This window comes from Pseudomonas sp. 6D_7.1_Bac1 (assembly GCF_025465945.1).
Taxonomy (GTDB): domain Bacteria; phylum Pseudomonadota; class Gammaproteobacteria; order Pseudomonadales; family Pseudomonadaceae; genus Aquipseudomonas.
The window spans coordinates 110,453-137,371 of the sequence record NZ_JANLNW010000071.1 but is presented as its reverse complement, the minus strand read 5'-3'; the positions used below and the strand labels follow the sequence as shown (position 1 = coordinate 137,371).

Below are 26,919 nucleotides of genomic sequence, written 5' to 3'. Positions count from 1 at the left end.
ATGGTGGCTGTGCGCAGGGCGCCCTCGGGCGCGCCGGTTTTTCGTGATTCCTCCCGGTCTGCTAACCTGCGTACAGCCGCCACCCTTTCGTTTAGCAGCGAATCGGTGGTAGCTCCAAAGAGGTAATTACGAAAATGTTCAAACCAACTCCAAATCCCCCCGAAACAGAAACCGACCCCGTTTCCCCCTACGCTTCCCTCGACTCGAAAGAACTCCACGCCGCCGCGCACCGTGCGCTCGATCATTACCTGGTGTTGCCAGAGACCAAGGCATTGCTAGCCGACCGACGCCCCGGCTGCATTTTCGTCATTGCACCCGACGTCGACTCGGAAACCCTATTGGCCCACGCCTGCGAAACCCTCGCCTCGGCCAACGTCATGGCCAGCGATCTGGCGTTCGACCTCGAAGGCCCCAAGCGCAATACCGCACTGGCGATTCAACAGATGATTTCCCTGGCCGAGTTGGCCGTGAATCGCGCACTGGACCACCTCGATCCACCGGAGTAACAGCGCCCGTAGCAGCTGCCGAGCCCGCGAGGCTGCGTTCGAGGACGCAGTCCTCGCAGATCCTGCGTATGCGGTTTTCCTGAAAGGATGCGTTGCCTGATTTACGACCGCTTCGTCCGGATGCGGCCCAGACCGAACGCAGCCTCGCAGGCTCGGCAGCTGCTACGAAGTGTGTAGCGGCTTGACTGATCGGTAGACCCCGAACAACACAAGTCACCGATGAAGGCGCCGCAACGGGCTACGTCCGGCTACGCAACCACTGCAAGAAGCCTTTCTTCTCCACCACCTTCGGCACTTCCTGAGTCAGGGTTTGTGCGGTGTGCAGGCGGAAATCCAGCAGCGCTTGCATCGCTTCGTTGATGTCGTGGCGGGCGTCGAGGCAGGGTTTGAGGTATTCCTTTTCGATCCGGTACAGGGTGCAGAAGGTCTTGGCCGAAAAGTCTGCCGGCACTGATTTATTCGAGAGGATGCCGGCTTCGCCGATGACCTCGCCCGGCCCCATGCGCCCGGCTTCGAACTTGTTACCGCCACGGCTCAAGGCCACCGACACCACGCCCGACTCGATGATGAACAGGTGATCGCTGACCTCGCCGGCCGGCAGGATCATTTCCCCGGCACGGAAGGTGATGAGCTTCATGTTCTGGCTGAAGGTGTCTTTCTCTTCCGAACGCAAGGTCGAGAAAATATTCGAACTTTCGAGCAGTGCTCGTGGCCGCGAGAGGCCTGGTGGTGTTGCCGTTTCTGCCGTCGACAACAGGCTGACGCCCGATGCGCGCAAATGCCGGAAGGCCAGATCGAACAGCAGATTGCGCACTTCGCGCTTTTGCCCCATCGACGATACAAATCCGATGATCTCGTACTCCACGCCGCTGGCGCTGGAGCTTTTCAAGGAGACGTTCGGCGCCGGTTTACTGAGCAACTGCCGGCAACCCTGCACCGCCCGCTCCAGCGCGTCGATCACCGTGTGCGGGCGCGCATGGGGGCTCAGTTGCAGGCTGATCGTAATGCCGAATATGTCGCTGGGCCGGCTGAAGTTGATGATCTTGGCCTTGGCCGCCAATGAGTTGGGAATCACCGCCATGCTGCCCTGTGCGGTTTGCAACCGCGTGGCCCGCCAATCGATATCGGTGACCCGGCCTTCGGTGCCGTCGATGGAGATCCAGTCATCCAGTTGATAGGGTTTGGTGGTGTTGAGCACGATGCCGGAAAACACGTCGCTGAGGGTGCTCTGCAATGCCAGGCCAACGATGATTGCCAGGGCACCGGACGTCGCGAGCACGCCTTTGACCGGCAAGTCGAGCACATACGCGAGGGCGGCAATGATCGCGATCAGGAAAATCACCGCACCGAGCAAATCCTGCAACAGCCGGCCGGTATGCCCGACCCGTTGCATCATCACCGCGCCGAGCATTACCGTCAGGGTCCGTGCGCCAAACAGCCACCAACCGATTTGCAACCCGGTCGCGGCCAGGTGCAACGGCACGTTCTCCGGCCAGGGCGCCACGTCCATCGGGTTCATGCCTTCGTTGAACAATACGGCGCTGAACAACGCAAAAATCACCAGCCGCATGACCAACTGCCAGTGACTGACACTGATCAACCGCCACAGCAGGATGTCGAACAGAATCAGCGCCAAGGCGCAAAACAGCGGGTGATCGGTGAGCAATGACAGCATCGAGCAACTCCAACAGGCGAATAGCGTGAAGATCGCACAGATTGGGCACAGTGTAGGAGTGTTTGATTGCGAGATGAACGCAACCTGTAAAACACCACAAAACCAATGTGGGAAGAGCCGGGCGACGTTCGTCTGCTCGCGATAGCGGTCTGACAGTCACTGTATAGGTGTCTGTTCCACCGCTATCGCGAGCAGGCTCGCTCCCACAGTTGGGCAGTGGCGTACGCAGAATCTGTGTACGCCACTTGACCCATTGTTACTTGCTGTTGGTCAGGGTGTTGTAGCTGGTCATCAGGTTGCGGTAGTCCGGAATGTGGTTGGAGAACAAGGTTGCCAGCCCTTCCACATCGTTGCGCCAGTCGCGGTGCAGCTCACAGGCCAGACCGAACCAGGTCATCAGTTGTGCGCCCGAGGACGACATGCGGTCCCAGGCCGACTGACGGGTGAGTTCGTTGAAGGTGCCGGAAGCATCCGTCACCACGAACACCTCAAAACCTTCAGCCAGGGCCGACAGCGCCGGGAACGCTACGCAGACCTCGGTCACCACACCGGCGATGATCAGTTGCTTCTTGCCAGTGGCCTTGATCGCCTTGACGAAGTCTTCGTTGTCCCAGGCATTGATCTGGCCAGGGCGAGCGATGTACGGCGCTTCCGGAAACAGGGCCTTGAGCTCGGGCACCAGCGGGCCGTTGGGGCCGGTTTCGAAACTGGTGGTGAGGATGGTCGGCAGTTTGAAGTACTTGGCCAGGTCGGCCAGCGCCAGCACGTTGTTCTTGAACTTGTCCGGCTCGATGTCGCGGACCAGCGACAGCAGGCCCGCCTGATGATCGACCAACAGGACGGCGGCGTTGTTTTTGTCCAGACGTTTGTAAGAGGTAGTCATTGCAGTAGTCCTCGCGTCTATCGATGCCGAGTGGAAATCGGCGTGGGTGTGCTCGGTTAGCGCTGGGAATCCAGCACTTCGTGTTCATTCGCCACTTGCTGGGCCTTGAGGTAACTCTCGATCAGCAATTGATAATGCGGCATGGCCTGGGCGTAGACGGCAGCCCACTGCTCGGCGTCCGGGCGGTTCCACGAACCTTGCAGCTCAGAGAGCGTAGCCATGATGTCGATCGGCACCACCCCGGCCTGGACCAAACGGGCAATTGTCAGATCAGTGGCCAGTTTTGAGTGATTGCCGGAGGCGTCGACCACCGCGAACACTTTGTAGCCTTCGTGCACCGCGGCGATTGACGGGAATGCCAGGCAGACGCTGGTCAACGTGCCGGCAATCACCAGGGTTTTCTTGCCGGTGGCTTTGACCGCCGCGTGAAATTCTGGATTGTCCCAGGCGTTGATTTCACCTTTGCGAGCCACGTACCGAGCGTGCGGTGCCTCTTGGTGAATTTCCGGAATCAACGGCCCGTTCGGCCCTTGTGGTACCGATGCAGTGGTGATCACCGGCATCTTCAACAAGGTCGCGGCTTTGGCCAGGGCGATGGCATTGGCGCGCAGTTGCGGAACGTCCATATCCTTGACGATCTGGAACAGTCCGCTTTGGTGATCGATCAACAGCAACGCGCTGTCGTTCGGGTCGATGGTCGGTTTCAGGCCGTTGAAGTTGGCCGCATTGACGGTACTCATGAGCGTTTCCTCTTTCTTTCAGGCAACAGCCATCCCTGGCCTGTGAACCGGCCTACGTATCCTGTGTAGAGCGGGGGTTTAAACGCGAGTGGTGTTAACCGTGCATCCGGCCGAACTGGCCAGACTGGAAGTCAGCGAAGGCCTGATGGATCTCTTGCTCGGTGTTCATCACAAACGGGCCGTGACCGACAATCGGCTCGTCAATCGGCTCACCGCTGAGCAGCAGCACCACCGCATCGCTGTTGGCTTCCAGGCTGAGCTGGTCGCCAGTGCGTTCAAACAACGCCAATTGCCCTTCGCGAACCAGTTCCAGGCCATTGACCTGAACCGTACCGCGCAACACCACCAGCGCCGTGTTACGACCTTCGTGCAGGTCCAGGTTCAGCAACTTGCCGGCATTCAGGCGGATGTCCCAGACATCGATCGGGGTGAAGGTCTTCGCCGGTCCACGCTTGCCATCGAACTCACCGGCAATCAAGCGCAGGCTGCCAGCCTGGTTCTGGAGGGCAATGTTCGGGATATCGCCATCGAGAATGGTCTGGTAACCGGCGTCGGCCATTTTGTCCTTGGCCGGCAGGTTGACCCACAACTGGACCATTTCCAGGGTGCCGCCGCTCCTGGCGAACGCTTCGGAGTGAAACTCCTCATGCAGAATTCCAGACGCTGCGGTCATCCATTGCACGTCGCCGGGACCGATCTTGCCGCCGCTGCCCGTGGAGTCGCGATGCTCCAGTTCGCCCTTGTAAACGATGGTCACAGTCTCGAAACCGCGGTGCGGATGCTGACCCACGCCACGACGCGCCGTGGTCGGGGTGAATTCAGCAGGGCCGGCGTAGTCGAGCAGCAGGAACGGGCTGATGTGTTTGCCCAGGCTGTCGTAGGAAAACAGCGTGCGAGCCGGGAAACCGTCGCCCACCCAGTGTGCTCTTGGGCTGGTGTAGATACCGATGATGTTTTTCATGGTGCCTCCGAATGTGGGTGAGTCAGAACATGGGCAAAGCTTAAATCCGGCACCTTTGATGCGCTAGACTGCAAAAATCGCCCTTAGCGTTCTACCAGGAGAACGATGGTGGAAGACCTGAACACCCTTTACTACTTCACCCAAATCGTCGAACACGGCGGTTTCGCCGCTGCCGGGCGCGCCCTGGACATGCCCAAGTCGAAACTCAGCCGACGGATTTCCCAGCTCGAAGAACGCCTCGGTGTACGGCTGATTCATCGCACCAGCCGGCAGTGTTCGCTCACCGAAATTGGCCAGGCCTACTACCAGCGTTGCCTGGCCATGCGCGTGGAAGCCGAAAGCGCGGCGGAACTGATCGAACGCAATCGCTCCGAACCCCAGGGCCTGGTGCGCATCAGTTGCCCGACGGCGCTGCTTAATTCCTGGGTCGGGCCGATGCTGACGCGCTACATGCTCAAGTACCCGCTGGTGGAGTTGTTCATCGAAAGTACCAACCGCCGTGTGGACTTGATCCACGAGGGGTTCGACATCGCCCTGCGGGTACGATTTCCGCCCCTGGAAAACACCGATCTTGTGATGAAAGTACTGGGCAACAGCACCCAATGCCTGGTGGGCAGCCCGGCATTTCTCGACCGTTTGTCATCACCGGCCTCACCCGCCGACCTCAGCGGCCTGCCGAGCCTGCACTGGGGTGCTGCGCAACGTGAATACCAGTGGGAGCTGTTCGGCCGGGACGCCGCCAGTGCGGTGATCCGCCATCATCCACGGCTGGTCACCGACGACCTGATCGCCTTGCGCCACGCGGTGCTGGCCGGCCTCGGCGTCGCCCACCTGCCCGCCGTGGTGGTGCGTGAGGATCTGGCCGCTGGCCGGTTGGTCGATCTGGTCCCGGGCTGGGCGCCAAAATCCGGGATCATCCACGCCATTTTCCCTTCGCGCCGTGGTTTGCTGCCGTCGGTGCGAACCCTGATCGATTTCCTGGGCGAGGAGTTCAACCAGAGCGATATTGCTTGAAATCAAAACCCGACCTTGTGGCAAGGGCAGAACCGGTCAGCGTTGCTCCAGGTGCTGAGCCAAACGTTCCATGGCGTCTTGCAAGGCTTGCACGGCGTGACTCAACGATGTTTTGTCGCGCTTACGGCACGCGAGTTCAAGCCGCTCGCAACAGCGGATCAAGTGCTTCGCGCTGACCATTTGCGCCCCGCCCTTGATCCGGTGGGCCAGTTCCCGCAAACCGATGCGGTCGCGTTGGCTGTATATGCGGTTGCGTTGGTTGTAAAAGCGCTTTAACCGTACCAGATCCTCATCATTGCTGGCGGCCAGTTCGGCCAGCAACTTATCGATCAGGCTGCGGTCTGGCCCGGCCAGTTGCTCCAGGCTGCTGAGGTCAATTTCGGCAGCGGCAGCCGGCAATGTTTCGAGCAGTGGCCGCGCATTCAAATCCGGCGCTATGTTGATCAGGCGGGCACTCAGGTCGTGCAGGCTGATGGGTTTGAACAAGCAATCGTCCATCCCGGCCTGCATACACCGGACTTTTTCTTCGGGTTGGGCGTTGGCGGTGAAGCCGAGAATCAGGCAAGGCTTATAGCCATTGGCCCGCTCTTCGTCGCGAATCGCCCCCGCCAGCTCATAACCGCTGAGGTGAGGCATGTTGCAATCGGTGATCACCACGTCGAACGAATGCTCACGCCAGCATTCCACCCCCTGTTCACCGTCGTTGGCAGTCAGAACACGGTGCCCCAGGTAGCTCAATTGTTGTGACAGCAACAGGCGATTGGCCGGGTAGTCGTCAACCACCAGAATGTTCAACGAGCGCCCCTGCCCGGTCGGCGCGGTATCGACTGTCGGCGGCTCAACCAGCGGCGGCAATGCCGGCACCTCAAGGCTGATGTCGACTTGGGTGCCGCTGCCCGGCACACTGCTCAATTGCAATCGCCCCCCCATCATCTCGCACAGCGAGCGACTGATGACCAGGCCCAACCCTGAGCCACTGCGTCCATCCTGGGGGCTATCGGCAGCCTGTACAAACGGACTGAACAGTCGCTGCTGATCGGCGTTGCTGATGCCGATCCCGCTGTCTTCGATGAGCACGGTGATTGCCAGATGCCCGTGAACGGTGTCGGGCTCGACCCGCAACGTCAATCGGACATGCCCGGCGCGGGTGAACTTGATGGCGTTGCTCAGCAGGTTGGAAAGAATCTGTTTGAAACGCATCGGGTCGATCAGCACCTCGCGCTGACTTCGCACGTCCAGTTCAACGTCCCACTGCAGGTTCTTTTGCCGCGCCAGGCCTTCGAACACCTTGCACACCGACTCGACCAATGCCCACAGGTTCGCCCGTTCCGGCGCCAGGGACAAATGCCCGGACTCGATCCGTGAGATGTCCAGAATGTCGCCGATCAGCTCCAGCAACTGCTGCGCGGCGTTCGACGCGACCTCAATCGCAAAGCGGTCGGTTACCCCCTCTTCAGCACGCTTCATCGCCAGTTCGAGCATGCCGATCAGCGCGTTCATCGGGGTGCGGATTTCATGGCTCATGGTTGCCAGGAAGGTGGTCTTGGCGCGGTTGGCATCGTCCGCGGCCTCTTTGGCTTGCTGCACTTGTTGCAGCAGTTGCTGGCGTTTGCGGATCAGGCTGCGCTGGTAGGCGATCCAGCCCAGCGCCAACAGCAACAACACTCCTGCGGCCGAGAACCCTTGAATGATGGCGGTGCGGTGACGCGACCAGTAGCTGTCATCCATCGGCAGTTCATTGCGCCAGCGGTTGGCCAACTCGTCCATTTCTTCCGGGGAAATGCTTAGCAGGGCTTTATTCAGGATTGAATAGAGTTCAAGGGCTCCACGGTTTGTCGCGAAGCTGATGTGCGCCGGTTCAGTGCCTACGGTACTGGTGATCGCCAGAACGTGACGGTACTCCCGAGCGATCAGGTAGCGCGCAATGATCAACGAACTTAATGCCGCATCGGCTTGACCCTTGGCGACCAGTGCCATGCCTTGGGCCGGCGTTTCCACATCAACGAAGCGCACACCGGGAACCCGCGCAAGAATGAACTCGCGCAGCGTATGGCCGCTGTAGATCGCCAACCGCTTGCCGTTCATGTCGTCCAGCGTCGCCGGATCCCCAGCCCCGCCGGCACTGACCAGGACAAAGGGGTTGATCAGATACGGTCTAGTAAAACGCAGTTCTGCCTGACGCTCGGTACTCGGGGTAATCACTGCAAGCAGGTCGAGCCCGCCTTGCTTGAGCAAGGCTATTTGCTGGTTCAACGAATTGCCGCGCACCAGCTCGAACCTCAGCCCGGTATGCAGGCTGATCCTGTCCAGGACCTGTGCGCTGAGGCCTCTGAACTCACCTTTATCGTCATAAAAAGACAACGGTGCAAAATTGTCGATCACACCGACCCTGACTAACTGATGGTTATCCAGCCAGCGTTGTTCACTGGCACTCAATTGCAAGCGATGCGCACTACTGAAACTGCTGCCAGCATTCCAGCGGCGCAAGATGATCATGCGTTCCTGCACGGGAATCACCGCTAGCGCGGCATCGATAATTCGCCGCAAACGAGCGTTGTCAGCGCTCACTGAAAAGCCGAACGCGTTGACGTCCAGGCGAGCGAATTCCGTCAACTGAACATTGTTCAGGTAACTGTTATTGATCAGGTAGCTGGCGCTGATGGAGTCGCCAAGGTAGACATCGGCGCCGCCGAACGCCACAGCGCCGATGGCACTCAATGTCGAGGGATACAGTTGCAGGCGGGCCATCGGGTAAACCGCCTCGACCGCTTCGGGCCGCAAGTAATGATCGAGCATCGCGACCCGCAGACCCGAAAGGTCCGCTGGCAGTCTGGCGCTGTCGCCCTCACGGGCGACCAGGGCCGGAGCGTCTTCGGCATAGGCTCGCGACATCAGCAACTGCGGATCGGCCGCTTCAAAGTCGTTTGCGCTCCCCAGAAGATCGACGTTCCCCTGCTTCAACGCGGTAATCACCGCCCCCCGGGACGGGTAACGCTTGACCTCGACCTTGATGTGCAGCAATTGGCTGAGCAAGACCGCAAAATCAGCGGTGATGCCTTCCAGAAACTTGTGGTTGATGGTCACTTCGAACGGTGCGTAATCCGGTGCCGACGCGCCCAGTCGCAAGCTGCCCTGCTCGCGCAGCCAGCGCCAGTCGGCCTCCTCCAGTTCGACCTGGTAACCGTCGACAGCCGAACGCCCCTGCAGTTTCAGCAGCTGTGGTTTTGCCGCGAAGCTGTCCAGCGACCAGAATGAACTGAACACTGTCAGCACGACCAGCCAGGCTCTTACGCTCATGTGCATTCAGATCAGTTTATTGCGTTTGGCGAAATCCCTCAGGTGAACCAGGGATTTCACATTGAGCTTTGTGATCAAGCGGGTTTTGTAGGTACTGACGGTCTTGTGACTGAGGAGCATGACCTCGGCAATATTCTTGTTGCTGGAGCCACGTGCCAGGTATTGGAAAATGGTCAGCTCACGGTCGGAGAGTTTCTCGATCATCTGCAACTCGTTGAGTTGCAGATCGCCCAGGTTCACTGAGTCGGTGTCCACTTGAGGGAAACACGTGTAGCCAGACATCAACGCGGTAACGGCTTTACGCAGGTCATCCAGGTCATTGGTTTTCGCGACGAAACCCAAGGCCCCGGCCCTCATGCAGCGCTGGACATAAAACCTTGGCTCATAGGAGGTGAAGACTAAAACCCTGCAAGGCAACCGATCGTGCTGTAAACGGCTCAGCAGGTCCAGCCCACCAAGCTTGGGCATGCTCAGATCCAGCACCACCAGATTGGGTGAATGCTCACGGATCATTTGCAGCGCATGAGCACCATTGGAAGATTCCAGAATGGTCCGAAACATCACTCTGTGTTTAGAGTCCTTGAGCGGCGTAAGCACCATTTTGACGGCGGCCCGAATAACCGGATGATCATCCACGATCAGCGCTGAAGGCATGGCAACTCCTGTAGAAACGCTCGAGGATCCCGACGCACCGCCCAAGGCGGTGACCTGGGCTGGCACAACGGCCGCGCAACGACTGTTGCACGAGAGAAGACGCGAAACTACCTGTCAGAGTTGACAGTACCGACGAACGGTAGCGCGGAGTTCAGGCGACTCAGGCGCGCAGGCCACCACACGACCACGAGTGTCCACGCTCGGAAAGGGGAACAGGCCTATCGACGCGGTTCATCAGTCCTTCGAGGGTCTCCTGGTCCGGTACGCGGGCCTGGCTGATCCGGACATTGTGCCGCTGCACGGCGAACAAGGCTGGCAATCCAGCCTGCTCCGCGTCGTAGATCAACGCATGGCGGATTTGCTGGTTGTCCTGACAGAAAGCCAGCGGGTCCAGACCGGAACCGGAACACAAGGTTGCGTTGATGATCACCAGATCAAAAGGCTCGCAGCCGTATTCGACAACGCTGAGCAACTCTTCAAGGGAGTGCACGGGAGCGATCCGGTAATAGCCGAGCTGGTTCAAACTGCGCTCGATTTTCATGCGATGAAAATGCTGCTCATCGGCGATCAGGATACGTAACGCTTTATTCGGCATAGTTGACTAACTCTGCAATGAAAGTGCGGCCGGAATGCACCCAGCCATTTCAAGAGTGCGAGAGACTAAAGGCATTGCCGCGGGGTTTCTGTAGGACTGTTCTGAAAGAAACAGTTCCATCTACAATTAATTTTTTTGCCGTGACACCGATGAAACCGGCAGCCAGCGCAGTAAGTCGGCGCCACTCATGGGTCGTGCAAACAGATAACCCTGGCCCTGGGTGCAACCCAGGGCCAGCAACTGCTGGCGCTGCTCGTTGGTTTCAATACCTTCGATCACCACCGACATGCCCAACGCCTCGCCCAGCGCCAGGGTGCTGCTGATCACTGCCAGGCAACGCGGTTCATCTTCGAGCGTGCGCACGAATTCACCGTCGAGCTTGATCTCGTTGAACGGCAACTGACACAGACGCTGCAACGACGAAAACCCGGTGCCGAAGTCATCAATGGACAACCGGCTGCCCATCATTCGCAGGCGCACCAGGTTCTCGAGGCTGGTAGCCGGGGCTTCCAGCAAACCACTTTCGGTCAGTTCGAACGTCAATCCGCAACCGCGCGCATCGTGCAACGCCAGAATACCTTCGATGGAGGAGGTCAGTTGATGATGGGTCAGCTGCTGAGCATGCAGATTGAAGGCGACATTGAGCGTAAATCCTTGCTCCCGCGCTTGCCGTTGCAGCGTCAATGCCTGGTCCATCTGGGTGAATAACAACTCATCCAGTAACTCAAAGCGCTCCAGTACCGGCATGAACACGGCCGGCGACAAGATGCCCTTGAACGGATGCAGCCAGCGGGCCAGCACTTCTACACCGCAGATTTCACCGGTCAACAGGTTGAATTTTGGCTGGTAGAACGGTTGCAGTTGCCCGTCGCTCAAGGCGTTTCGCACCTCGCTTTCACAGGCCTGCTCCGACACGTGCACAGGTATCAAATCATTGCGGGGAGCACTGCGGTGTTTTTCCAGCAATTGTGCCAGCGCCTGCGAATGCAAGGGTTTACCGACATCCCCCAACAGCCTGAGCCCCGACAGGGAAACAATCTGGCGTACCGCACGACGCAAGTCGGCCGACAGTGAACTGCAGATGATGATTGACCCGACCAGCCCCGAGAGTCCTACCCGCCGGAAAAACTCCAGACCATCCATGCCTTCCATGCACAGATCGCACAAGGCGATATCCACCGCTCCGACCTCTTGCAGAACCGCCAGTGCCTGGGCGCCGTCACAGGCCTGGAACACTTCGCGACACCCCAACTGCTTGAGCGTGTTGACCGCAACAGCACGTGCAAAGGAATGATCTTCAAGCACCAGAACCCTGATCGGCAGTGTCATCTCGGCGGCCCGCGTTATAAAAAGAGGGCGCAATTATTCCGGTACATCGCGCGGACTTAACTAGGAAACATCCCAGCACCTGTGGGAAATTTCCCAAAGAAGCTTATTGGCGAATTTATTTGATCCAGCCCCCTTAAACATCTCGCCACTTATTTTCGTACAGAACCTAGTGCGCAAGCTGTTCCAACGTCTCGGCCAACCGCTCCATCGCCTGTTGCAACGCATCCACGGCAGCCGTCAGCTGCTCGGCATCGAAGCCCTCGCAGGCGGCTTCCAGACTCACGCAACAGTGAATCAACCCCTGCGCCTTGATGATCCGCGCACCGCCCTTTACCCGGTGAGCCAGATCGGCCAGTGCAGGCAAGTCATGTTGGGTGAACAGTTTCAGCAGCCGCGACATATCTTCTTCATTGCTGCGGGCCAGATCCGCCAACAGGCTCTTGATCAACGCCTCGTCACCCCGAGTCAATTGCTCGAGGTTGGTCAGGTCGATGGCGTCGCCAGACTCGCGCCGATCTTCTTCGGCCGGCACCGGTACGGTGTCCGGGGCAACGCTCGCCAGTCGGGCACTCAGATCTTGCAGGCTGATGGGCTTGAACAGGCAACCGTCCATTCCGGCATCGAGGCAACGGGTCTTTTCCTCGGGTTGAGCGTTGGCCGTGAAGCCTAGAATCAAGCCTGGCACGATACCTCGGGTACGCTCCTCGTCGCGGATCGCACGCGTCAGCTCGTAGCCGTTCATGATGGGCATATTGCAGTCGGTAATGACCACATCGAAATGCTGGCTGCGCCAGGCCCGTAGACCATGGGCACCGTCTTGCGCTTCCTTGACCCGATGCCCCAGGTACGTCAATTGCTGTGACAGCAGGAGGCGATTGGCCGGGTAGTCATCGATGACCAGGATGTTCAACATCTGGCCCTGAGGCGCAGGCTGCCTCCCGATGACTGCCTCGCTCGCCAGGGGCGTCAGGATGGGCAGCTCCAGCGTCACCTCAATTTGCGTGCCCTGCCCCAACACGCTGGACAACACCAACTGCCCCCCCATCATTTCGCACAATGTGCGACTGATCATCAGCCCCAGACCCGCCCCACTGCGCGCCGACTGAATATTATTGCTGGCCTGGCTGAACGGACTGAACAGCCGCTGCTGGTCCTCGACGCAAATGCCGCTGCCGGAGTCCTCGACGCGCACCACGACAGCCAGGCGCTGATCATCGCTGCCAGGCTTGACCCGCACACTCAAGCGCACCTGCCCCTCTGCCGTGAACTTGATCGCATTGCTCAACAAGTTGGAAACGACTTGCTTGAAACGCAGCGGGTCGATCAACACGTCGCGGTTGGCCCCGCCGTCCACATCCAGCTGCAGGTGCAAATGCTTTTGCCGTGCCAGCCCTTCGAATATCCGCGCTGCCGATTCCACCAGTGCACGCAAGTTGGCACGCTCGGGGGCCAGCGACAGGTGACCGGACTCGATTCTGGAAATGTCCAGAATATCGCCGATCAACTCCAGCAATCCCCGCGCCGCCCCCGACGCCACCTCGATGGCGAAGCGGTCCATGATCCCTTGATCGGCTTTTTTCATGGCCAACTCAAGCATGCCGATCACCGCATTCATGGGCGTACGGATTTCATGGCTCATGGTGGCCAGAAACGTGGTTTTGGCGCGATTGGCTTCATCGGCCTCATCCTTGGCTTCACGCAATTGTTCGAGCAGCCGCTGACGCTCACTGACGTCGATCCAGCCGGCGATCATTCCATTGACCTGACCGTCGCTGCCACGATACGGCAGCATCCAGTGATAAATGGTCCGCACATCGGATTCAGACAGCGTCAGTTTCCGGTCCCGCACCCGTGGCAACCCCTCCGCCATCACCTGCAAGTATTCTTCGTGAAATGCCTTGGCCTCGGTCACGCTCTTGAGTTCACCGCCAATCACGGTTTTGCCAATGACCGCGTCGCGCTCAACTCCGAACACCTCCAGGTAGCCGTTATTGCATGCCATGAGACGCCCCTGGCGGTCGCGGACGTAGATCGGATGGGGCGTTCCATCAATCAACACGCGCATGAACTCCAGCTGATCATTGAGCGCGCGCTCGGCTTGCTCGCGTTTGCGCATCAACACTCGCAGATAACCGATCCAGCCCAACGCCACCAGCAACAGCAGACCGGCGATGACAAACCCCTGGATGATGGTCGCCCGGTAACGCAACCAGTAGCTGTCATCGACCACGGCTTCGCTGCGCCAACGATTGGTCAGTTCGTCCAATTCTTCCGGGGGAATGCTGAACAAGGCCTTGTCCAGAATCGAATGCAGCTCCCGCGTGCCGCGTGCCGTAGCAAAGGCCATGTGCGCCGATGAGGTCCCGACGGTGCTGGTGATTTGCAACTGGTCACGGTACTGCCCGGAAATCATGTAGCGCGCAATGATCAAGGGATTGATCGCGGCATCCGCTTCACCTTTGGCGACCATCGCCATGGCCGCCTGGGCGTTGTCCGCCACCAGTAGCCGAACGCCCGGATAGCGCTCGGCAACCATTTCTCTGACAGGGCTGCCCAGGGTCAGCGCCAGCCGTCGACCGATCATCTCGTCCAGGGTCGTCGGGGCATCGGCGGATGTCCGGCTAACCAGCACGTACGGCGTGTTCAAGTAGGGACGCGTAAAGCGCAACGTGTTTTCGCGCTCGACACTGGGGGTCAGGGACACGAGCAGATCGGCCTGATCCGATTTGATCCTGTCGATCAGTTCCGGAACCGAAGAACCCTGCTGGATATCGAACTTCAAGCCCGTACGCAGTGCAACCTTGGCCAGCACATCGGCCGCCACACCTCGAAACTCACCCTCGCGACTGTAGAACGACAACGGCACAAAGCCGCCATCCACGGCAACGCGCACCCGTGGATGAGTGTCCAGCCAGCGCTGCTCACTGTCACTGAAGTGCACCCGGTTTTTTCCTGAGAGACTCGCGCCGCCCGCACTCCAGCGCCGCAGGATACTCAGGCGCACTTCCGTTGGAATCACTGCCAGTGCCGCATTGACGATTCGCAACAAGCGCTGGTTATCCCGTGCCAAGGCAAAGGAAAAGTTATTCACCTCCATCCGCGAGAAGTCGGCCAACTGGACGTTGTTCAGGTAGTTTTTGAGAATGAGGTAGTTGGCGCTGATGGCGTCGCCGATGTACACATCCGCCTGGCCAAACGCGACTGCACCGATTGCACTGAGCGTCGATGGGTACAGTTGCAATTGGGCCTTGGGATAAAACGCCCGCACCTGATCCGGTGGCAGGTAGTGATAAAGCATCGCCAACCGTTTGCCTGCCAGATTCGGCGTCAGGTCCTGGGTGTCGTCGATACGACTGACCAGGGTCGGCTGGTCATCGGCATAGGCGCTGGACAGCACCAACTGCGAGTCCGCGGCCTCGAAGTCGTTGGCAGTTCCGAGCAAGTCGACCTGCCCTTTCTTGAGTGCCTCGACGACGTGCTCGCGTGAGCTGTAGCGCAGCACTTGAACCTTGATATGCAGCAGTTCACCCAGCAGCTGCGCATAATCGGCCGTCAGGCCTTCGTAGTCGTTGCCATTGTTGCTGATGCCGAATGGCGGATATTCCGGGGCCGACGCCCCCAGCACCAGCCTGTCTTTGCTGCGCAGCCAACGCCAGTCGTCTTCATTGAGTTCAACGTGATAGCCCTCGACACTGGAACGGCCCAGCAGGTGATAGGGCTGCGGCTCGGCCAACACGATGCGGACTGGCAGTGACAGAAGTACAAGCGCAGCCACAAGCACAAAATTTCGAAAAAAGGCCATCTAGATCAGATTGTTACGTTTGGCAAAGTCCGCCAGATACACCACCGATTTGACGTTGAGTTTCTCGATCAATCGGGTTTTGTAGGTGCTGATGGTCTTGTTACTCAGGAGCATGGCATCACCGATCTGCTTGTTGCTGAGGCCGTTCGACAGCTGCTGCAGGATCGTCAGTTCACGGTCCGTCAGGCTCTGGATCAGTTCGAGATCCGTGGCCTGGACATCGCTGCGACGGACCGAACTGCACGACAGATTCGGGAAAAAGGTATAGCCCCCCATGAGCGCCGAAATGGCCTTGAGCAACTCGCCCGTATCTTCGGTCTTGGAGATGTAGCCCGCGGCCCCCGCCTTCATGCAGCGCATGGCGTAGAACTGCGGCGCCTGCGACGTCAGTACGAGAATTCTGCTCGGCAGACGCAGCGCGCTGATCCGGCTGATAACCTCCAGCCCATCGAGCTTTGGCATCGCTATGTCGAGGACAATCAGGTCAGGCGCATGCTGACGGGCCAGTTGCACGGCATCGGCACCGTTGCCCGCCTCGGCGACCACCTCGAAGTGTTCTTGCTCCAGTAGCACCTTGACTGAAGATCGAATGAACGGGTGATCGTCCACAACCATCGCTTTATACATACAAACCTCTGTAAGACGGGCCAGAACGGGCCGAAGGGGAAAATATCCCGGTCTGAAAAAGACCCCACCCGTTCATGCGTCACCCCAAGGGGCAGGCCCCTGAGTGCAGTGTAGGAAGTTTCACGGACTTTTCAGTGCGTCCGCTGCTCGCCACATGGGGTCTGCGCGAACCGTCCCAGCCACTGCTGTCAACCATGGCAGGTTGTGGGACATGACAGATAATACCCTGACCGGCCTGATTGCATGTTTTTCAAAGACGTTGAAAATCCGAGGCGCGAATACTGGCGAATGGGGATGTATTTTTAGGAAGGATCCGTCCTACTGCAATGTAGGAAATTTCCCAAAGAAGACATCACTCGGTAGTGCTCGGGCTCCAGAACGCCTGTTGCACCAAGGGTGAGAGGGAAATCCGCGCCACGAGGGCATCCAGCTCGTCGCCATCCACCGAGGTGGTGGCCAGGGTGGCTTCGATTTCCACTTCGTCGCTGCCAAAGGCGCGCACATCGACATCACTGGCCGGGTAGTTGCTGCGCTCCAGTTCGGCTTCGAGCAGGGCAAATACGGCCTTTTGCCTGGAGCGCTGGGCGATGACGTAAACGATATTGGTCACCTCGGCCGAGATCACGTCCAGCGGTTGACGGTTGATGTTGTTGACGATCGGCCGCAGCAGCGTGTTCGCCGCCAGGATGAACACAGTGCCGAGCGCCGCTTCCAGCACCAGGTCGGCACCGGCGCACGCACCGACCGCTGCCGAGGCCCACAGGGTGGCTGCGGTGTTCAGACCGCGGACATTGCCCTCTTCGCGCATGATCACGCCGGCACCGAGAAAACCGATACCGGACACCACGTAGGCCACCACCCTAACCGCCCCTTCGGCACCACCGAGACGGTTGGCCATGTCGACGAAAATCGCCGCCCCCACCGCCACCAGCACATTGGTTCGAAGCCCCGCCGTGCGCTGACGGAACTGGCGCTCAAAACCGATCACCCCACCCAGAATGAACGCCGCGCTGAGGCTGACCAGGGTATCGACCAGCGAGGTCAGGTTGATGTTGTCGATGGCTTGCATGAGCTCTCTCCTTGGTAGCCTGAGCCTTTCGCAGAAGCCAGGTTTGATGGTCCAGCGTGTTGGCGTCAAACACATACCACATCAAGGCGAACATCAATATGTCAAAGACTGCACTGATCGGGCCAAAGAAGCTCATGAAGCGCCCGACATTGCCCGGCTGCCAACACCGAAAACACGTTGTCGAAGAATGTGGGGCGACCCGTTGAGGTCGCCCATTTTTGTAACGGCTATCAAACCTGAGCGTGCAAGCGTCGCCCCACCACATCCATCACATCACACCCATCGCGCAGCGTAATCGCCAACACCCGCGCAAAGTCCTGCAACAGCAACGCATCACGACTGATCCCCTCGCCCTGGGAAAGCGTTTCCAGCAATTGCGTCACGCTGCGAATGCGATACGCCGCCGTGTCGTGCAGCACATCGACCGGCGCTTCGGTGTCGATCAGCAAGGATGGGATTGTGCAGTCAATACCGGTGATCGGCATGTATCGAGCCATGACAGAACCTCCATTGAATGAACCCGCGTGAGCGCTCAGTGGCGAGTGGCCGACGCCGATGCAGGCGTGTCGAGATGTTCCAGCGCCCGGTTCACCAGCAATTCACCCAGCACCACTAACTGCTGCATCGCCAACGCCACATGGCGCTGCGAACCTTCGAGCTCGAAGGCTAGGTCGGTGGTCATGGCGTTTAGGGAGGCGAGGGTTTCGGAGGCGTGGATCAGCAAGGTTTCGGTGTCGACGTTGGGGGCGATGGTGAAGAGGTGGGTGGTGGGGTCCGCAGAATCAGAAACGGCTGGGGTTTCGGGGGGATTGGGGGGATTGGGGGGATTGGGGGTGATCTTTTTCATGGGTGAAGCTCCTTTAGCAATTCAGTGAACTGCCAATCTCACTTCCACATGAGGGTGGCAGCTGTCCGCAGGTGTGGAAGACCGGGGTGCTAAAGGATCCCGGCGCACTCGGGAGTGCCCCGCGCACAGCCGCCATAACACGACAATGTTGGCATAAAAAAACGCCGACATGTGTTTATGGGCGCTTGGGCGCCTTTAGCTATAGAACGGACTTCCACATCCGGCCGCTGATTTTGCAGCGACTGGGGAAGGTTATCTGCTGAGGTGATTGGCGATATAGCAGCTAAAAACGATGCAGGTTGCAGGAAATGTCCGATGCAGGTGTGGTGTGTTTGAAGCTAGATTCAATCGGCAAGATTTGCTCTGTTGCTTCGCCGTCGCTCCGATGATGGATGGGAACGACTTTCCAGCATCAGCCCGTAAATAAAGGCTTAGATTCCACTTCAAATTCAATGCGTACCATTTTTGTACCACCAATACAGAAAGCTGAGTGAGTCGGATGGTGCCCTCACCAAATTCCGCCGGCAAACTTTGTCGACAGTGCCGCGCCCTCCAATCCTAAAACTCATTCACAACAGACAACCCTTCCACCCAGACGAAAAAAGCTCTGCCATCCCGACGAGGACAGCAGAGCTTTGTGTGTTTTATAAAGTAGGGACACTCAAGGCCATTGAATATGGCATTTTCAGTGAAAACTTAAGGCTTTCTGCTGCCTATAGCGGTCTCGAATATGCCCTAATTTTGCCCTAACTCCCTCTCGTTCCAGTTAAGATTTTCAAACGCCACCTAGGGGCGGCTTACCCTTCTCTTCGTGGTACTGTTTCCAGAAGCGCTATCACCTATTCAAGGAACCGCCATGGACAACGCAAGCAGCTGTGCGCTCTGCGAAAAGCGAATTGAATATGCCAACGACTCTCGTGAGCACATTATTCCGCACTCGATCGGTGGTCGACGGAAAATTCGATCGTTCATCTGCATTGATTGCAATAGCCGTTCGGGCGATAGCTGGGATGCTGAGATTTGGCAGCAGTTTTCCCACCTCGCGATGATGCACGGCGTTGATCGAGAACGAGGGACGCCACCGAATATCAAGATTCAGACTATCGATGGTGAGAATTACCTCTTGCTGCCTGATGGCAGCATGACAATCTCGAACGCCACTTATAGGGCTGAGCCAGGCGAAAAAGGCATAAAAATAAATATAACGGCAAGGGATAAGCCAACAGCTCATAAAATGGTCAAGCAGGCCGCAAAAAAGAATCCGAAGGTGAATGTGGATTCATTTTTGAGCGCCATGACGGTAACAGAGACGCCCCTGGAGTCACCCGTGACCTTTTCCGCGCAATTTGGCGGAGAGCTAGCCGGCCGTTCAATGGTCAAAACTACTGTCGCATTGGCTGCAGCTGCTGGCGTGAGTGCTCAATCCTGCGATGCGGCTATGCAATACTTGAAGAACGATACCGTAACGCCACCTTACGCATTTTTTTATCTGCGCGACTTGATCGCGAATCGACCGTCAACGCACGCCTTTAATTGCGTTAGCGTTGTCGGCATCCCCTCTAAGCGGCAACTTCTAGGATATGTTGAGTATTTTTCCATGTCACGGATCGTAGTGATCCTGAGTGAACAATATGATGGCCCCACAGTAAATACTACTTACGCCTTTAACCCCGCAAACGGCACTGGCCTCGACCTTAGCGTCGACCTCAATCTGTCCGACGATGAGCTAGAATTGATCCGGATCAATCAAGCGGTGACGGATGAAACCTATACCGCCGCCCTCGATGAGGGATTCGGTATCATCTATAAGCGCAATCAATCTCGATACCTAGAGCGAGAGACCAGCAATGCTTTCGAACATGCGTGCGAGTCAATGGGTATTCCGAAAGAAGGCATCATTCCAACTGAACGCGCGCAAGAGTTCTCCATTCTCGTCGCTGATTATCTCGGATCGAAACTTGCGAACATGATTCGTCGTTAATCGTCACTCCGATATCAGTTTCCCAAGCTGATAACGAGGGTTCGATTCCCTTCACCCGCTCCACTGTTTTCAAGGCCTCCAGCCTTCCCCGCGTCAACTAGGTGTCTGTTAAGGTGCCTGTTTCTGTTTTTCGCAGACTCCGAATGAACTGAACAGACACCAGCATCTAGACCCTCAGCTCTTCCTGAATCATCCCCGCGATCACCACATCATTAGCTGCACGCCCCCCCAATTCCGTACCACGGCGACTCGTCCAGGTTCATCGTGACGCACTATCATCGTCTTGCGCTCCGTGCTTTACTGTACAAATAAACAGCACTCGGGAGATTGTGCAATGGCGGGGAAAATTATCGACCTGCAGCAGATCAGAGCGCTGAAGGAAGCGGGAATCGAATGGGGACCCGGCCCTTCATTAGATGATTTACCGTTGTCCTTCTCGACAGTCCACTGCGCCGCTGCTCGCGCCATGCTGAATTGGTCAGTAGAGGCACTCTCATTCCGGTCCGGGGTTTCAGTCAAGGCAATCAGAGAGCTTGAAGAAGGCCGGCGGACATTGCGACAGGTCACGATGCAAGCCTTGTCGTTCGCCTTAGAAGCGGAAGGCCTGGTCTTTCTTCCAGGACTGAAGCCTATGCGCGGCCAAAACTGCCGAGGTGGAACCACGGATCCCAGGAAACGTGACGATTTCCATATGATCGAGTAGTTGGCTTTGCGCCATACGCCCTTAATTTTTCAATGGAGATCATATGAGAAAAATAACTATTCTCGGAGGAGCCTGCATGTTGCTAGCCCTAAGCGGGTGCGACCGCAAATTTGACGACATTCAAAGTTGCATCCTGGGCTCTGAAAAGCCCATCCCTCTGGAAAAGGCGATCGCCGTTGTAAAGGCAGCTGGCCTGGTAGTTTCTTCACAAGAGCCAACACCAAACACTCCCGCCTCTTCTGCCTCTTCTGCCTCTTCGGCCGCCGCCCCCACTACCGGGCCACTTGACTTGCTTTGCGAGGCAGAGATTTACGGACAGCGCTTTACAACAACGATCCATCTAGATATTGCTTTGAAAGCAGCGAATGGACTGGCCGCAGCCGTCACCGAGGACGAGGTCAAATGGACTTCTGGCGTTCAAAACCCGGTGACTGGCAAGCCAACGTTGGAGCATCACACTTTGAACCGGCTAAACGGCGACTATCGTTATTACGATGATGGCGTGGTATATGGCAGCGCTCCCGCGACTTACCATTGCTCGAAAGCGCCCACTGCCCAGTTCTGAGATCACTCCAATTACCTGTGCCCGGCCCGCAATGATGATTGCAATCAGCCAGAAGCCAACTTTCATAACGATGGCAGCGGGTGCGCAAAATGCCACCATTCAAACCCTCATGCTAGTGCGGTTACCATCCGTTCCCTGCGATGACATGGATCTGGGAACATTCAGCACTGCAATTAGGAATTGTCCTACAGCCAGTGCTTGAGCTTCCCGGTAACGTCGATGCTGCCCAGCTACAGGCTGGAATTCCCCAAGGACGAAAGGAAGCTGCATGTCCGGTTATGTGCCCAAACCAGCTTTGCCCAACTCGGCTAGTCACAACAGCGGCGTAGAGCCTGTTGATATCAATGCCCAGCGTTGGGCGGAATACAAAGACCTTGCACCGAAGCCAGAAGACAAGCCCGACACCATGGGCTGTGTGTTCGCCAAGAGCTGTAACCTCCCTGACGGCGTAATCAATCACAAGAACCCAGCCGGGTTTGTGCCTGTTGAGAAACTGGCCGACTACGGGTTGTGGGCAGTGCTGGCCACCGGGGCCACAATTACCGCCCAAGGCACCCCACTGCAACTGGTGGGCGGGTCTGCTACTGGCAGTGCAATTGCTCAACGTCTTGGTGGGTCGCTGTCACTGAGCCTGCTAAAAGGATCAGGCGTTGTTGCTTCTGGCTTTGTAATGGGTACGGTTGGGATGCTGATACCGAACACCAGTATTTCACCCGACAGCGCCTTCTACACGAACGACCAGTACGCAACGCTTGAAACTGGCCGCACCCGTGTGCGGGTCAACGTGAAGACATTGCCGGACGGCTCCGTTAACGCTTACGGCTTCTACACGGGCGGTAAAGCGGAATGGGAAAATGTCCCCATCATCAAGGGCGAGAAAGTCGGCGAGAAATTTGTTGCTGACATTGGCAACGGCATTGGGCTCACTTGGACGCCAGCGGCAAGCCCTGACGGTGTACTAGGTATTCCTGCACTGGAAGGCGCCCCACAGTTGCCACCTGTTTGGGTGTACCCACCGACAGCACAATCTGACACGGTGCTGGCGAATCCTGCGCATCCCCCTGACTTCCAAGATGCAATTATTTGGTTCCCTGACTCGGGCATTGAGCCAATCTACATTGTGCTCAGTACGCAGTTGGAGAAGAACAAGGAGAAGGGCAAGGCCTTTGAAGACTCCAAGTACGACGAGCTACGCGAAACAACGCCCGAAGTGGGCCGAGAAGTGACGGCCAAGACCAAAAGCGGAGTACGCACGAGATTCGATATGCTAGGGCGGGATGCAGACGGCAACATTTCCTGCATCGAATGCAAATCGTCTGATACAGCGCCACTGACTCGTAACCAAAAACTGGCGTATCCAGAGATCGAAGAAAGCGGTGCAGTCGTTGTAGGCAAAGGGAAACCCGGCTTTCCCGGGGGCACCGTAATCCCACCAACCAGAGTCGAAATTGTTCGACCAAAACCCTGAGGGAGCAGACATGTCCATTACAAATCCACAGGTGATTGATATCTGGGCAATCCCCACTTGGGAACCTGACAACGTGGTGTTGTATATTTCTGACCACCTTGAATGGGGCGGGAAAGCTGAGCAAGGCGAACACCTGCAACTGCTTCAAGACAAGCTCAATACCTACGTTGCATTCATCGAGAGCGGCGAGATCTACACCGAGATCCCCAACGCACTTGGGAAGCACCCCATCATTCGCATCAACGGCTTGTATGAGCTGCCAGAGCAAGGCGAGTTCTTCATTGATCGTGCAGCAGAGGTGCTAAAGGAAGTGGGCATTGGACTAGAGTTCGTACTTGACGAGAATGACGCGATACGCAACATGTGACCAGGGGGAGCATCTGACAGTACCAGGTCCGATGAGCGAATTCCGGACGCCTAAAAGCTGCTGTTCGTCGCCCAACCCTCGCCGCAATCACACGGCTGAATTACTGTACATAAAACCAGTGTATGTGCAGTGAATTAGTCCCCATGAATTTCGACCAGGCAAAAGCGCTGAGACTTCAGCAGTGGCGCTCGACCCTCGACAACCCCTCCTTCCGAATTCAAAACCCGGAGGCGTATCGCCAGACTCTTCACTCCATGAGCAAGGGCCTAGCCGCCGAAGGCTTGATCGACAAGCTTGAGCAATTCGATATGGATGAACTGGCGAACGCCGCCTATTGGCACGTCGTCGAGGAACTGCATGATTCGCCGCCACGCTACTGTGGCGCCTCTTCCTATGACGTTGTGGCGCATGGGACAACCGAACTATTCGGACGTATCGGTCGATCCATTTTCGACTTCGCAAGCTCACTTGCCGACCCGTGCCGGACTAGCTATGACGGCAAAGTTTATCCGGATGCCGACGGAGCAAACCTGGTGTTCAATACATCCTGCGCAATTGCGAGAATTACAGGCCTCACACTGACCATGCCTGACGGAACGGTGTGCGACCTCGTCGAGACTCAGCGAGTTGTCGATGGTGTCATTTACAAGCCGATCGAGGATCCCGACCTGTACCGTGCCCTGGTCGACACAGCCCAAGTCGCCCAAGAGAACCACAATCTCCGCACGTTCGAAAAGGCACGCCCGCTTCTCGACCTGGCAAGGTTTCACACTTGCCCGTCCTGCCTTGATCATTTCGGACAACGCGACGATTGCCCGACTTGCGTCGGCAAAGGGTTTGTAACGAAGCAGGTATTCACTGGTCTACGCTGAAAGCACTACGTGAGGACGAGGCAATGTGCGGACGACTTTCCCAGTACCGCGGCATCCACGACTTCGTTGCGGCGCTGAGCATGCCCAATGCCCTGGTCAGCACCGTCGGTGAGCAGCCGCTCGAACGGTACAACGTCGCGCCGTCGACGCAGGTTGCCTTGTTCCACATCGAAGGCGACACCCTGCACGCTGACCGGGTGCGCTGGGGATGGCGTCCGCACTGGGCGAAGGATCGCGCAGCACCGATCAATGCCAGGGTCGAGAAGGTCGCGCACGGCGCATTCTTTCGGGCGATCTGGCCACACCGCGCCATCACACCCATCGACAACTGGTTCGAATGGGTCGATGAAGGCGGACCAAAGAAGCAACCCTATCTCATTCGGCGCCGGGATGGCGCACCGATTCTGTGTGCCGTCATTGGCCAATTCCCCGACGCCGATGAAGGCCCTGAAGAGCATGACGGCTTTGTGATCATCACCGCCGACAGCGCCGGCGGTATGGTGGATATCCATGACCGGCGACCAGTGGTGCTAGCGCCTGAATTGGCCAGAGAATGGCTGGACATGGCCACACCAAAGGAGCGCGCCGAGCTGATGCTGTTACATCAGAGTGAGCCTTCGGAAACCTTCGAGTGGTTTAGGGTCAGTCAGGCCGTGGGAAATGTAAGAAACGACGGACCGGAGCTAATCCAATCAAGATCCTAATGAGTTTTTTCAAAAAACAGGCACAAAAAAACCCGCATCGGCGGGTTCTTCTACAGATCCTATCCTACGCTGCGGCCGAACACCGCCGCTTCATAGCTATGGCGATTGAACGCAGAACATCGTCAGCAGCATTAATGATCTTTACATGCTTGATGACGAAGTCAAAACCCCTCTCCATCACCAAAACGCCGAATAACTCATCAGCAAAGGACTCAGAAATCGACTCCACTTCCTTCAGATCAATTACAACCTGCTCACTGCTAGCAAGCTCTCTGGTCAGACTTGAGCGCTCCCGCGAAGCTAGAGTTCGTGACGCTAAGTCCGAGTGCTGAAAGGTATACGCTTCCATGGTCACCTCCTCAGTAAATTCATGATGTCATCCACGTCATCAGGTTCAGCCGCTTTAGCGGACATGAAACTGGATTCTTTAATCGAGAGCGAGATTGCTACACCTTTCCATGGATTATGTAAAGGCCGGTATTTGATCGCTCCATTATGCAGCATCCGCATAACGCAATTACCTGAGGCTAAATATAGGACCCCTTTGTACTTTTGCGCAAGCTCCACCAGCTTCGCCAAACCTAACCCTTGGTGATGATTTCCGTTGCCAGCCGGACAAATGGCAGCGCCTCCAAAAGGACTGCTGCCCAGGAAATCTTCCGGAACTGATTGCGCCCAAGCGTCAACCTTCGTCGCAAGCTTGCTCGAATTTCCTTCTTGAACGCACCAATCAATCGCCTCCTGATGCGATTTGATACCCTGAATTCCTGAGCGTTTCAACTCATCCAAGAAACCTATACCGCAGTCCGCAAGGGAAAACTCAATAACGTGATCGGTCGCCCCTTTACGAAGCAGCTGCCGCTGAGCCGTAGAGAATCCCGTACTCAGGCCATGCGACCAGACGTTGTCATGCAGCTCCCCGACAACATGTGTCAGATCTTTGAAAGCAGGACTTTTGCTGTAGTCAGCAGCACCTTGTGCAGCGTATGCCCTCAAACAGCTATTGATCTGTGTCGTAGCCTGATCCACGGCATCTTGAGACGCGAGCGGGGTCAAAGGAGCATAGTTAACCCCAGCATTTCTGCGCTCAAATTGGTAGTCATCAATCCCCCACAGTGCTTTCGAGAGACCTACAGCCGCAAGATATCCCTGGTTCTGCTCGCAGGCATAGGTGAGCGACTCCGGCTTTACGCCTTTGTGATTAAGGTAAGCCGCCAGAACCGCAATAAAACCAGGTGAATAATAACCTCGAGGAATTACATGCTCTGCTGAGGGAGCCAATCCACCAAAATGACGAGGCAGCCAATCCAAAGCTTCAATGAGAGATGCCAACCTTAAGTCCCTATAAGTTGAGTGGTAAAAGGCAGTGTGCCATCAACGCCCCCAAGCGCATAGGGTGCGTCAGAACAATCCTCCTAGCACTGCCGGTTCCCAATTCATGATCACCAACTCCCCACACACCTCGGCCTTCCACTGCCTTTGGTTGGTGTTGCTATAACGAATGTCCACCATCTCGAAGTGAAAGCCCTCAAACACCCGACGGATGTCCGGATGGTCGTTGATGCTGACCATCACCTTGCCTTTGCAGCGGCGCATGAAGTCGGCCATGCGCTCGTAATTCTCGAACGGAAAGTCCACCCCATAGCCGGCGGTCTGCCAATAAGGCGGGTCCATGTAGTGGAAGGTATGGGCACGGTCGTAGCGCTCGGCGCATTCAAGCCATGGCAAGTTTTCGACGTAGGTACCGGACAGACGCTGCCAGGCGGCCGAGAGGTTTTCCTCGATCCGCAGCAGGTTGATGGCCGGCCCAGTGGTAGCGGTACCGAAGGTTTGCCCGGTGACCTTACCGGCGAAGGCATGGTGCTGCAGGTAGAAAAATCGGGCAGCGCGCTGGATGTCGGTGAGGGTTTCGGGGCGGGTCATCTTCTGCCACTCGAACACCTGGCGCGAGCTGAGCGCCCATTTGAACTGGCGCACGAACTCTTCGAGGTGGTTCTGCACGACACGGTACAGCGTCACCAGGTCGCCATTGATGTCGTTGAGGACTTCCACGGGCGCGGCCTGGGGTCGCATGAAGTAGAGCGCGGCACCGCCGGCAAAGACTTCGACGTAGCATTCGTGAGGTGGGAAGAGCGGAATGAGACGGTCGGCCAGGCGGCGTTTGCCGCCCATCCAAGGGATGATGGGTGTAGACATTGAAAGCAAGACCTTTACTGTATAGATAGACAGGTGCTAGGCTCGCCGCGCTTTGTGCACGAAG

Annotated in this window: 25 protein-coding genes; 9 read left to right on the top strand and 16 right to left on the bottom strand. The window is 57.3% G+C overall.

Annotated features, from left to right (window positions below; all coding sequences use genetic code 11):
* Positions 1-134: 134 nt before the first annotated feature.
* Positions 135-506, top strand: a complete 372-nt coding sequence (locus NTD87_RS19470) for a DUF6124 family protein (protein ID WP_262115822.1) — start codon at positions 135-137, stop codon at positions 504-506.
* Between the two features lie 238 nt (positions 507-744).
* Here NTD87_RS19470 and NTD87_RS19465 read toward each other — a convergent pair whose 3' ends face one another.
* The 4 genes from NTD87_RS19465 to NTD87_RS19450 form a co-directional block, all read right to left on the bottom strand.
* The gene (locus NTD87_RS19465) at positions 745-2,181 is read right to left on the bottom strand and encodes a mechanosensitive ion channel family protein (protein ID WP_262115821.1); all 1,437 of its coding nucleotides are present in this window, start codon (positions 2,179-2,181) and stop codon (positions 745-747) included.
* A gap of 256 nt (positions 2,182-2,437) precedes the next feature.
* Positions 2,438-3,064: an isochorismate family cysteine hydrolase YcaC gene (ycaC, locus tag NTD87_RS19460; RefSeq protein ID WP_123426605.1), complete on the bottom strand. Its 627-nt coding sequence runs from the start codon at positions 3,062-3,064 to the stop codon at positions 2,438-2,440.
* 56 nt (positions 3,065-3,120) lie between these two features.
* The gene (locus NTD87_RS19455) at positions 3,121-3,804 is read right to left on the bottom strand and encodes an isochorismatase family protein (protein ID WP_262115820.1); all 684 of its coding nucleotides are present in this window, start codon (positions 3,802-3,804) and stop codon (positions 3,121-3,123) included.
* Between the two features lie 94 nt (positions 3,805-3,898).
* On the bottom strand, positions 3,899-4,765 hold the full coding sequence (locus tag NTD87_RS19450) for a pirin family protein (RefSeq protein ID WP_262115819.1): 867 nt from the start codon (positions 4,763-4,765) through the stop codon (positions 3,899-3,901).
* Positions 4,766-4,870: 105 nt separating this feature from the next.
* On the opposite strand from NTD87_RS19450, the gene NTD87_RS19445 reads away from it, so the two are divergent.
* The gene (locus NTD87_RS19445) at positions 4,871-5,779 is read left to right on the top strand and encodes a LysR family transcriptional regulator (RefSeq protein ID WP_262115818.1); all 909 of its coding nucleotides are present in this window, start codon (positions 4,871-4,873) and stop codon (positions 5,777-5,779) included.
* A 36-nt stretch (positions 5,780-5,815) separates the two neighbouring features.
* Here NTD87_RS19445 and NTD87_RS19440 read toward each other — a convergent pair whose 3' ends face one another.
* The 9 genes from NTD87_RS19440 to NTD87_RS19400 all read right to left on the bottom strand — a co-directional run bounded on the left by NTD87_RS19440 (position 5,816) and on the right by NTD87_RS19400 (position 17,999).
* Positions 5,816-9,082, bottom strand: a complete 3,267-nt coding sequence (locus NTD87_RS19440) for a transporter substrate-binding domain-containing protein (protein ID WP_262115817.1) — start codon at positions 9,080-9,082, stop codon at positions 5,816-5,818.
* Positions 9,083-9,730 (bottom strand): response regulator transcription factor, encoded by a 648-nt coding sequence (locus NTD87_RS19435; protein WP_262115816.1) that lies wholly within the window; start codon positions 9,728-9,730, stop codon positions 9,083-9,085.
* 160 nt (positions 9,731-9,890) lie between these two features.
* Positions 9,891-10,325 carry a response regulator gene (locus NTD87_RS19430; RefSeq protein ID WP_262115815.1) on the bottom strand — a complete coding sequence of 145 codons (435 nt, stop codon included), beginning with the start codon at positions 10,323-10,325 and terminating at the stop codon, positions 9,891-9,893.
* Positions 10,326-10,451: 126 nt separating this feature from the next.
* Complete coding sequence (locus tag NTD87_RS19425) at positions 10,452-11,654, bottom strand: EAL domain-containing protein (protein WP_262115814.1); 1,203 nt, start codon at positions 11,652-11,654, stop codon at positions 10,452-10,454.
* A gap of 166 nt (positions 11,655-11,820) precedes the next feature.
* Positions 11,821-15,456, bottom strand: coding sequence for a transporter substrate-binding domain-containing protein (locus NTD87_RS19420; protein ID WP_262115813.1), 3,636 nt, complete (start codon positions 15,454-15,456; stop codon positions 11,821-11,823).
* On the bottom strand, positions 15,457-16,083 hold the full coding sequence (locus NTD87_RS19415) for a response regulator transcription factor (protein WP_262115812.1): 627 nt from the start codon (positions 16,081-16,083) through the stop codon (positions 15,457-15,459).
* A gap of 352 nt (positions 16,084-16,435) precedes the next feature.
* Complete coding sequence (locus NTD87_RS19410; RefSeq protein ID WP_262115811.1) at positions 16,436-17,152, bottom strand: MgtC/SapB family protein; 717 nt, start codon at positions 17,150-17,152, stop codon at positions 16,436-16,438.
* Positions 17,153-17,382: 230 nt separating this feature from the next.
* Complete coding sequence (locus NTD87_RS19405) at positions 17,383-17,649, bottom strand: hypothetical protein (protein WP_262115810.1); 267 nt, start codon at positions 17,647-17,649, stop codon at positions 17,383-17,385.
* 35 nt (positions 17,650-17,684) lie between these two features.
* Positions 17,685-17,999, bottom strand: a complete 315-nt coding sequence (locus tag NTD87_RS19400; RefSeq protein ID WP_262115809.1) for a DUF6124 family protein — start codon at positions 17,997-17,999, stop codon at positions 17,685-17,687.
* Between the two features lie 856 nt (positions 18,000-18,855).
* Here NTD87_RS19400 and NTD87_RS19395 point away from each other — a divergent pair.
* The 7 genes from NTD87_RS19395 to NTD87_RS19365 all read left to right on the top strand — a co-directional run bounded on the left by NTD87_RS19395 (position 18,856) and on the right by NTD87_RS19365 (position 24,659).
* Complete coding sequence (locus NTD87_RS19395; RefSeq protein ID WP_262115808.1) at positions 18,856-19,980, top strand: HNH endonuclease; 1,125 nt, start codon at positions 18,856-18,858, stop codon at positions 19,978-19,980.
* Between the two features lie 334 nt (positions 19,981-20,314).
* On the top strand, positions 20,315-20,683 hold the full coding sequence (locus NTD87_RS19390; protein ID WP_262115807.1) for a helix-turn-helix domain-containing protein: 369 nt from the start codon (positions 20,315-20,317) through the stop codon (positions 20,681-20,683).
* 76 nt (positions 20,684-20,759) lie between these two features.
* Positions 20,760-21,248, top strand: a complete 489-nt coding sequence (locus tag NTD87_RS19385; protein ID WP_262115806.1) for a hypothetical protein — start codon at positions 20,760-20,762, stop codon at positions 21,246-21,248.
* A gap of 268 nt (positions 21,249-21,516) precedes the next feature.
* Positions 21,517-22,716, top strand: a complete 1,200-nt coding sequence (locus NTD87_RS19380) for an S-type pyocin domain-containing protein (RefSeq protein WP_262115805.1) — start codon at positions 21,517-21,519, stop codon at positions 22,714-22,716.
* Between the two features lie 10 nt (positions 22,717-22,726).
* Entirely contained in the window at positions 22,727-23,083 is a 357-nt protein-coding gene (locus NTD87_RS19375) for a DUF6572 domain-containing protein (protein ID WP_010462328.1), read from the top strand.
* Positions 23,084-23,226: 143 nt separating this feature from the next.
* Positions 23,227-23,955 (top strand): hypothetical protein, encoded by a 729-nt coding sequence (locus tag NTD87_RS19370; RefSeq protein ID WP_262115804.1) that lies wholly within the window; start codon positions 23,227-23,229, stop codon positions 23,953-23,955.
* A 23-nt stretch (positions 23,956-23,978) separates the two neighbouring features.
* Positions 23,979-24,659, top strand: a complete 681-nt coding sequence (locus tag NTD87_RS19365; RefSeq protein ID WP_262115803.1) for an SOS response-associated peptidase — start codon at positions 23,979-23,981, stop codon at positions 24,657-24,659.
* Between the two features lie 64 nt (positions 24,660-24,723).
* Here the strand turns inward: NTD87_RS19365 and NTD87_RS19360 are convergent, their stop codons facing one another.
* The 3 genes from NTD87_RS19360 to NTD87_RS19350 form a co-directional block, all read right to left on the bottom strand.
* On the bottom strand, positions 24,724-25,008 hold the full coding sequence (locus tag NTD87_RS19360) for an STAS-like domain-containing protein (RefSeq protein ID WP_262115802.1): 285 nt from the start codon (positions 25,006-25,008) through the stop codon (positions 24,724-24,726).
* A gap of 2 nt (positions 25,009-25,010) precedes the next feature.
* Positions 25,011-25,991, bottom strand: coding sequence for a hypothetical protein (locus tag NTD87_RS19355; protein ID WP_262115801.1), 981 nt, complete (start codon positions 25,989-25,991; stop codon positions 25,011-25,013).
* Positions 25,992-26,060: 69 nt separating this feature from the next.
* Positions 26,061-26,855, bottom strand: coding sequence for a DNA adenine methylase (locus NTD87_RS19350; RefSeq protein WP_262115800.1), 795 nt, complete (start codon positions 26,853-26,855; stop codon positions 26,061-26,063).
* Positions 26,856-26,919 lie beyond the last annotated feature (64 nt).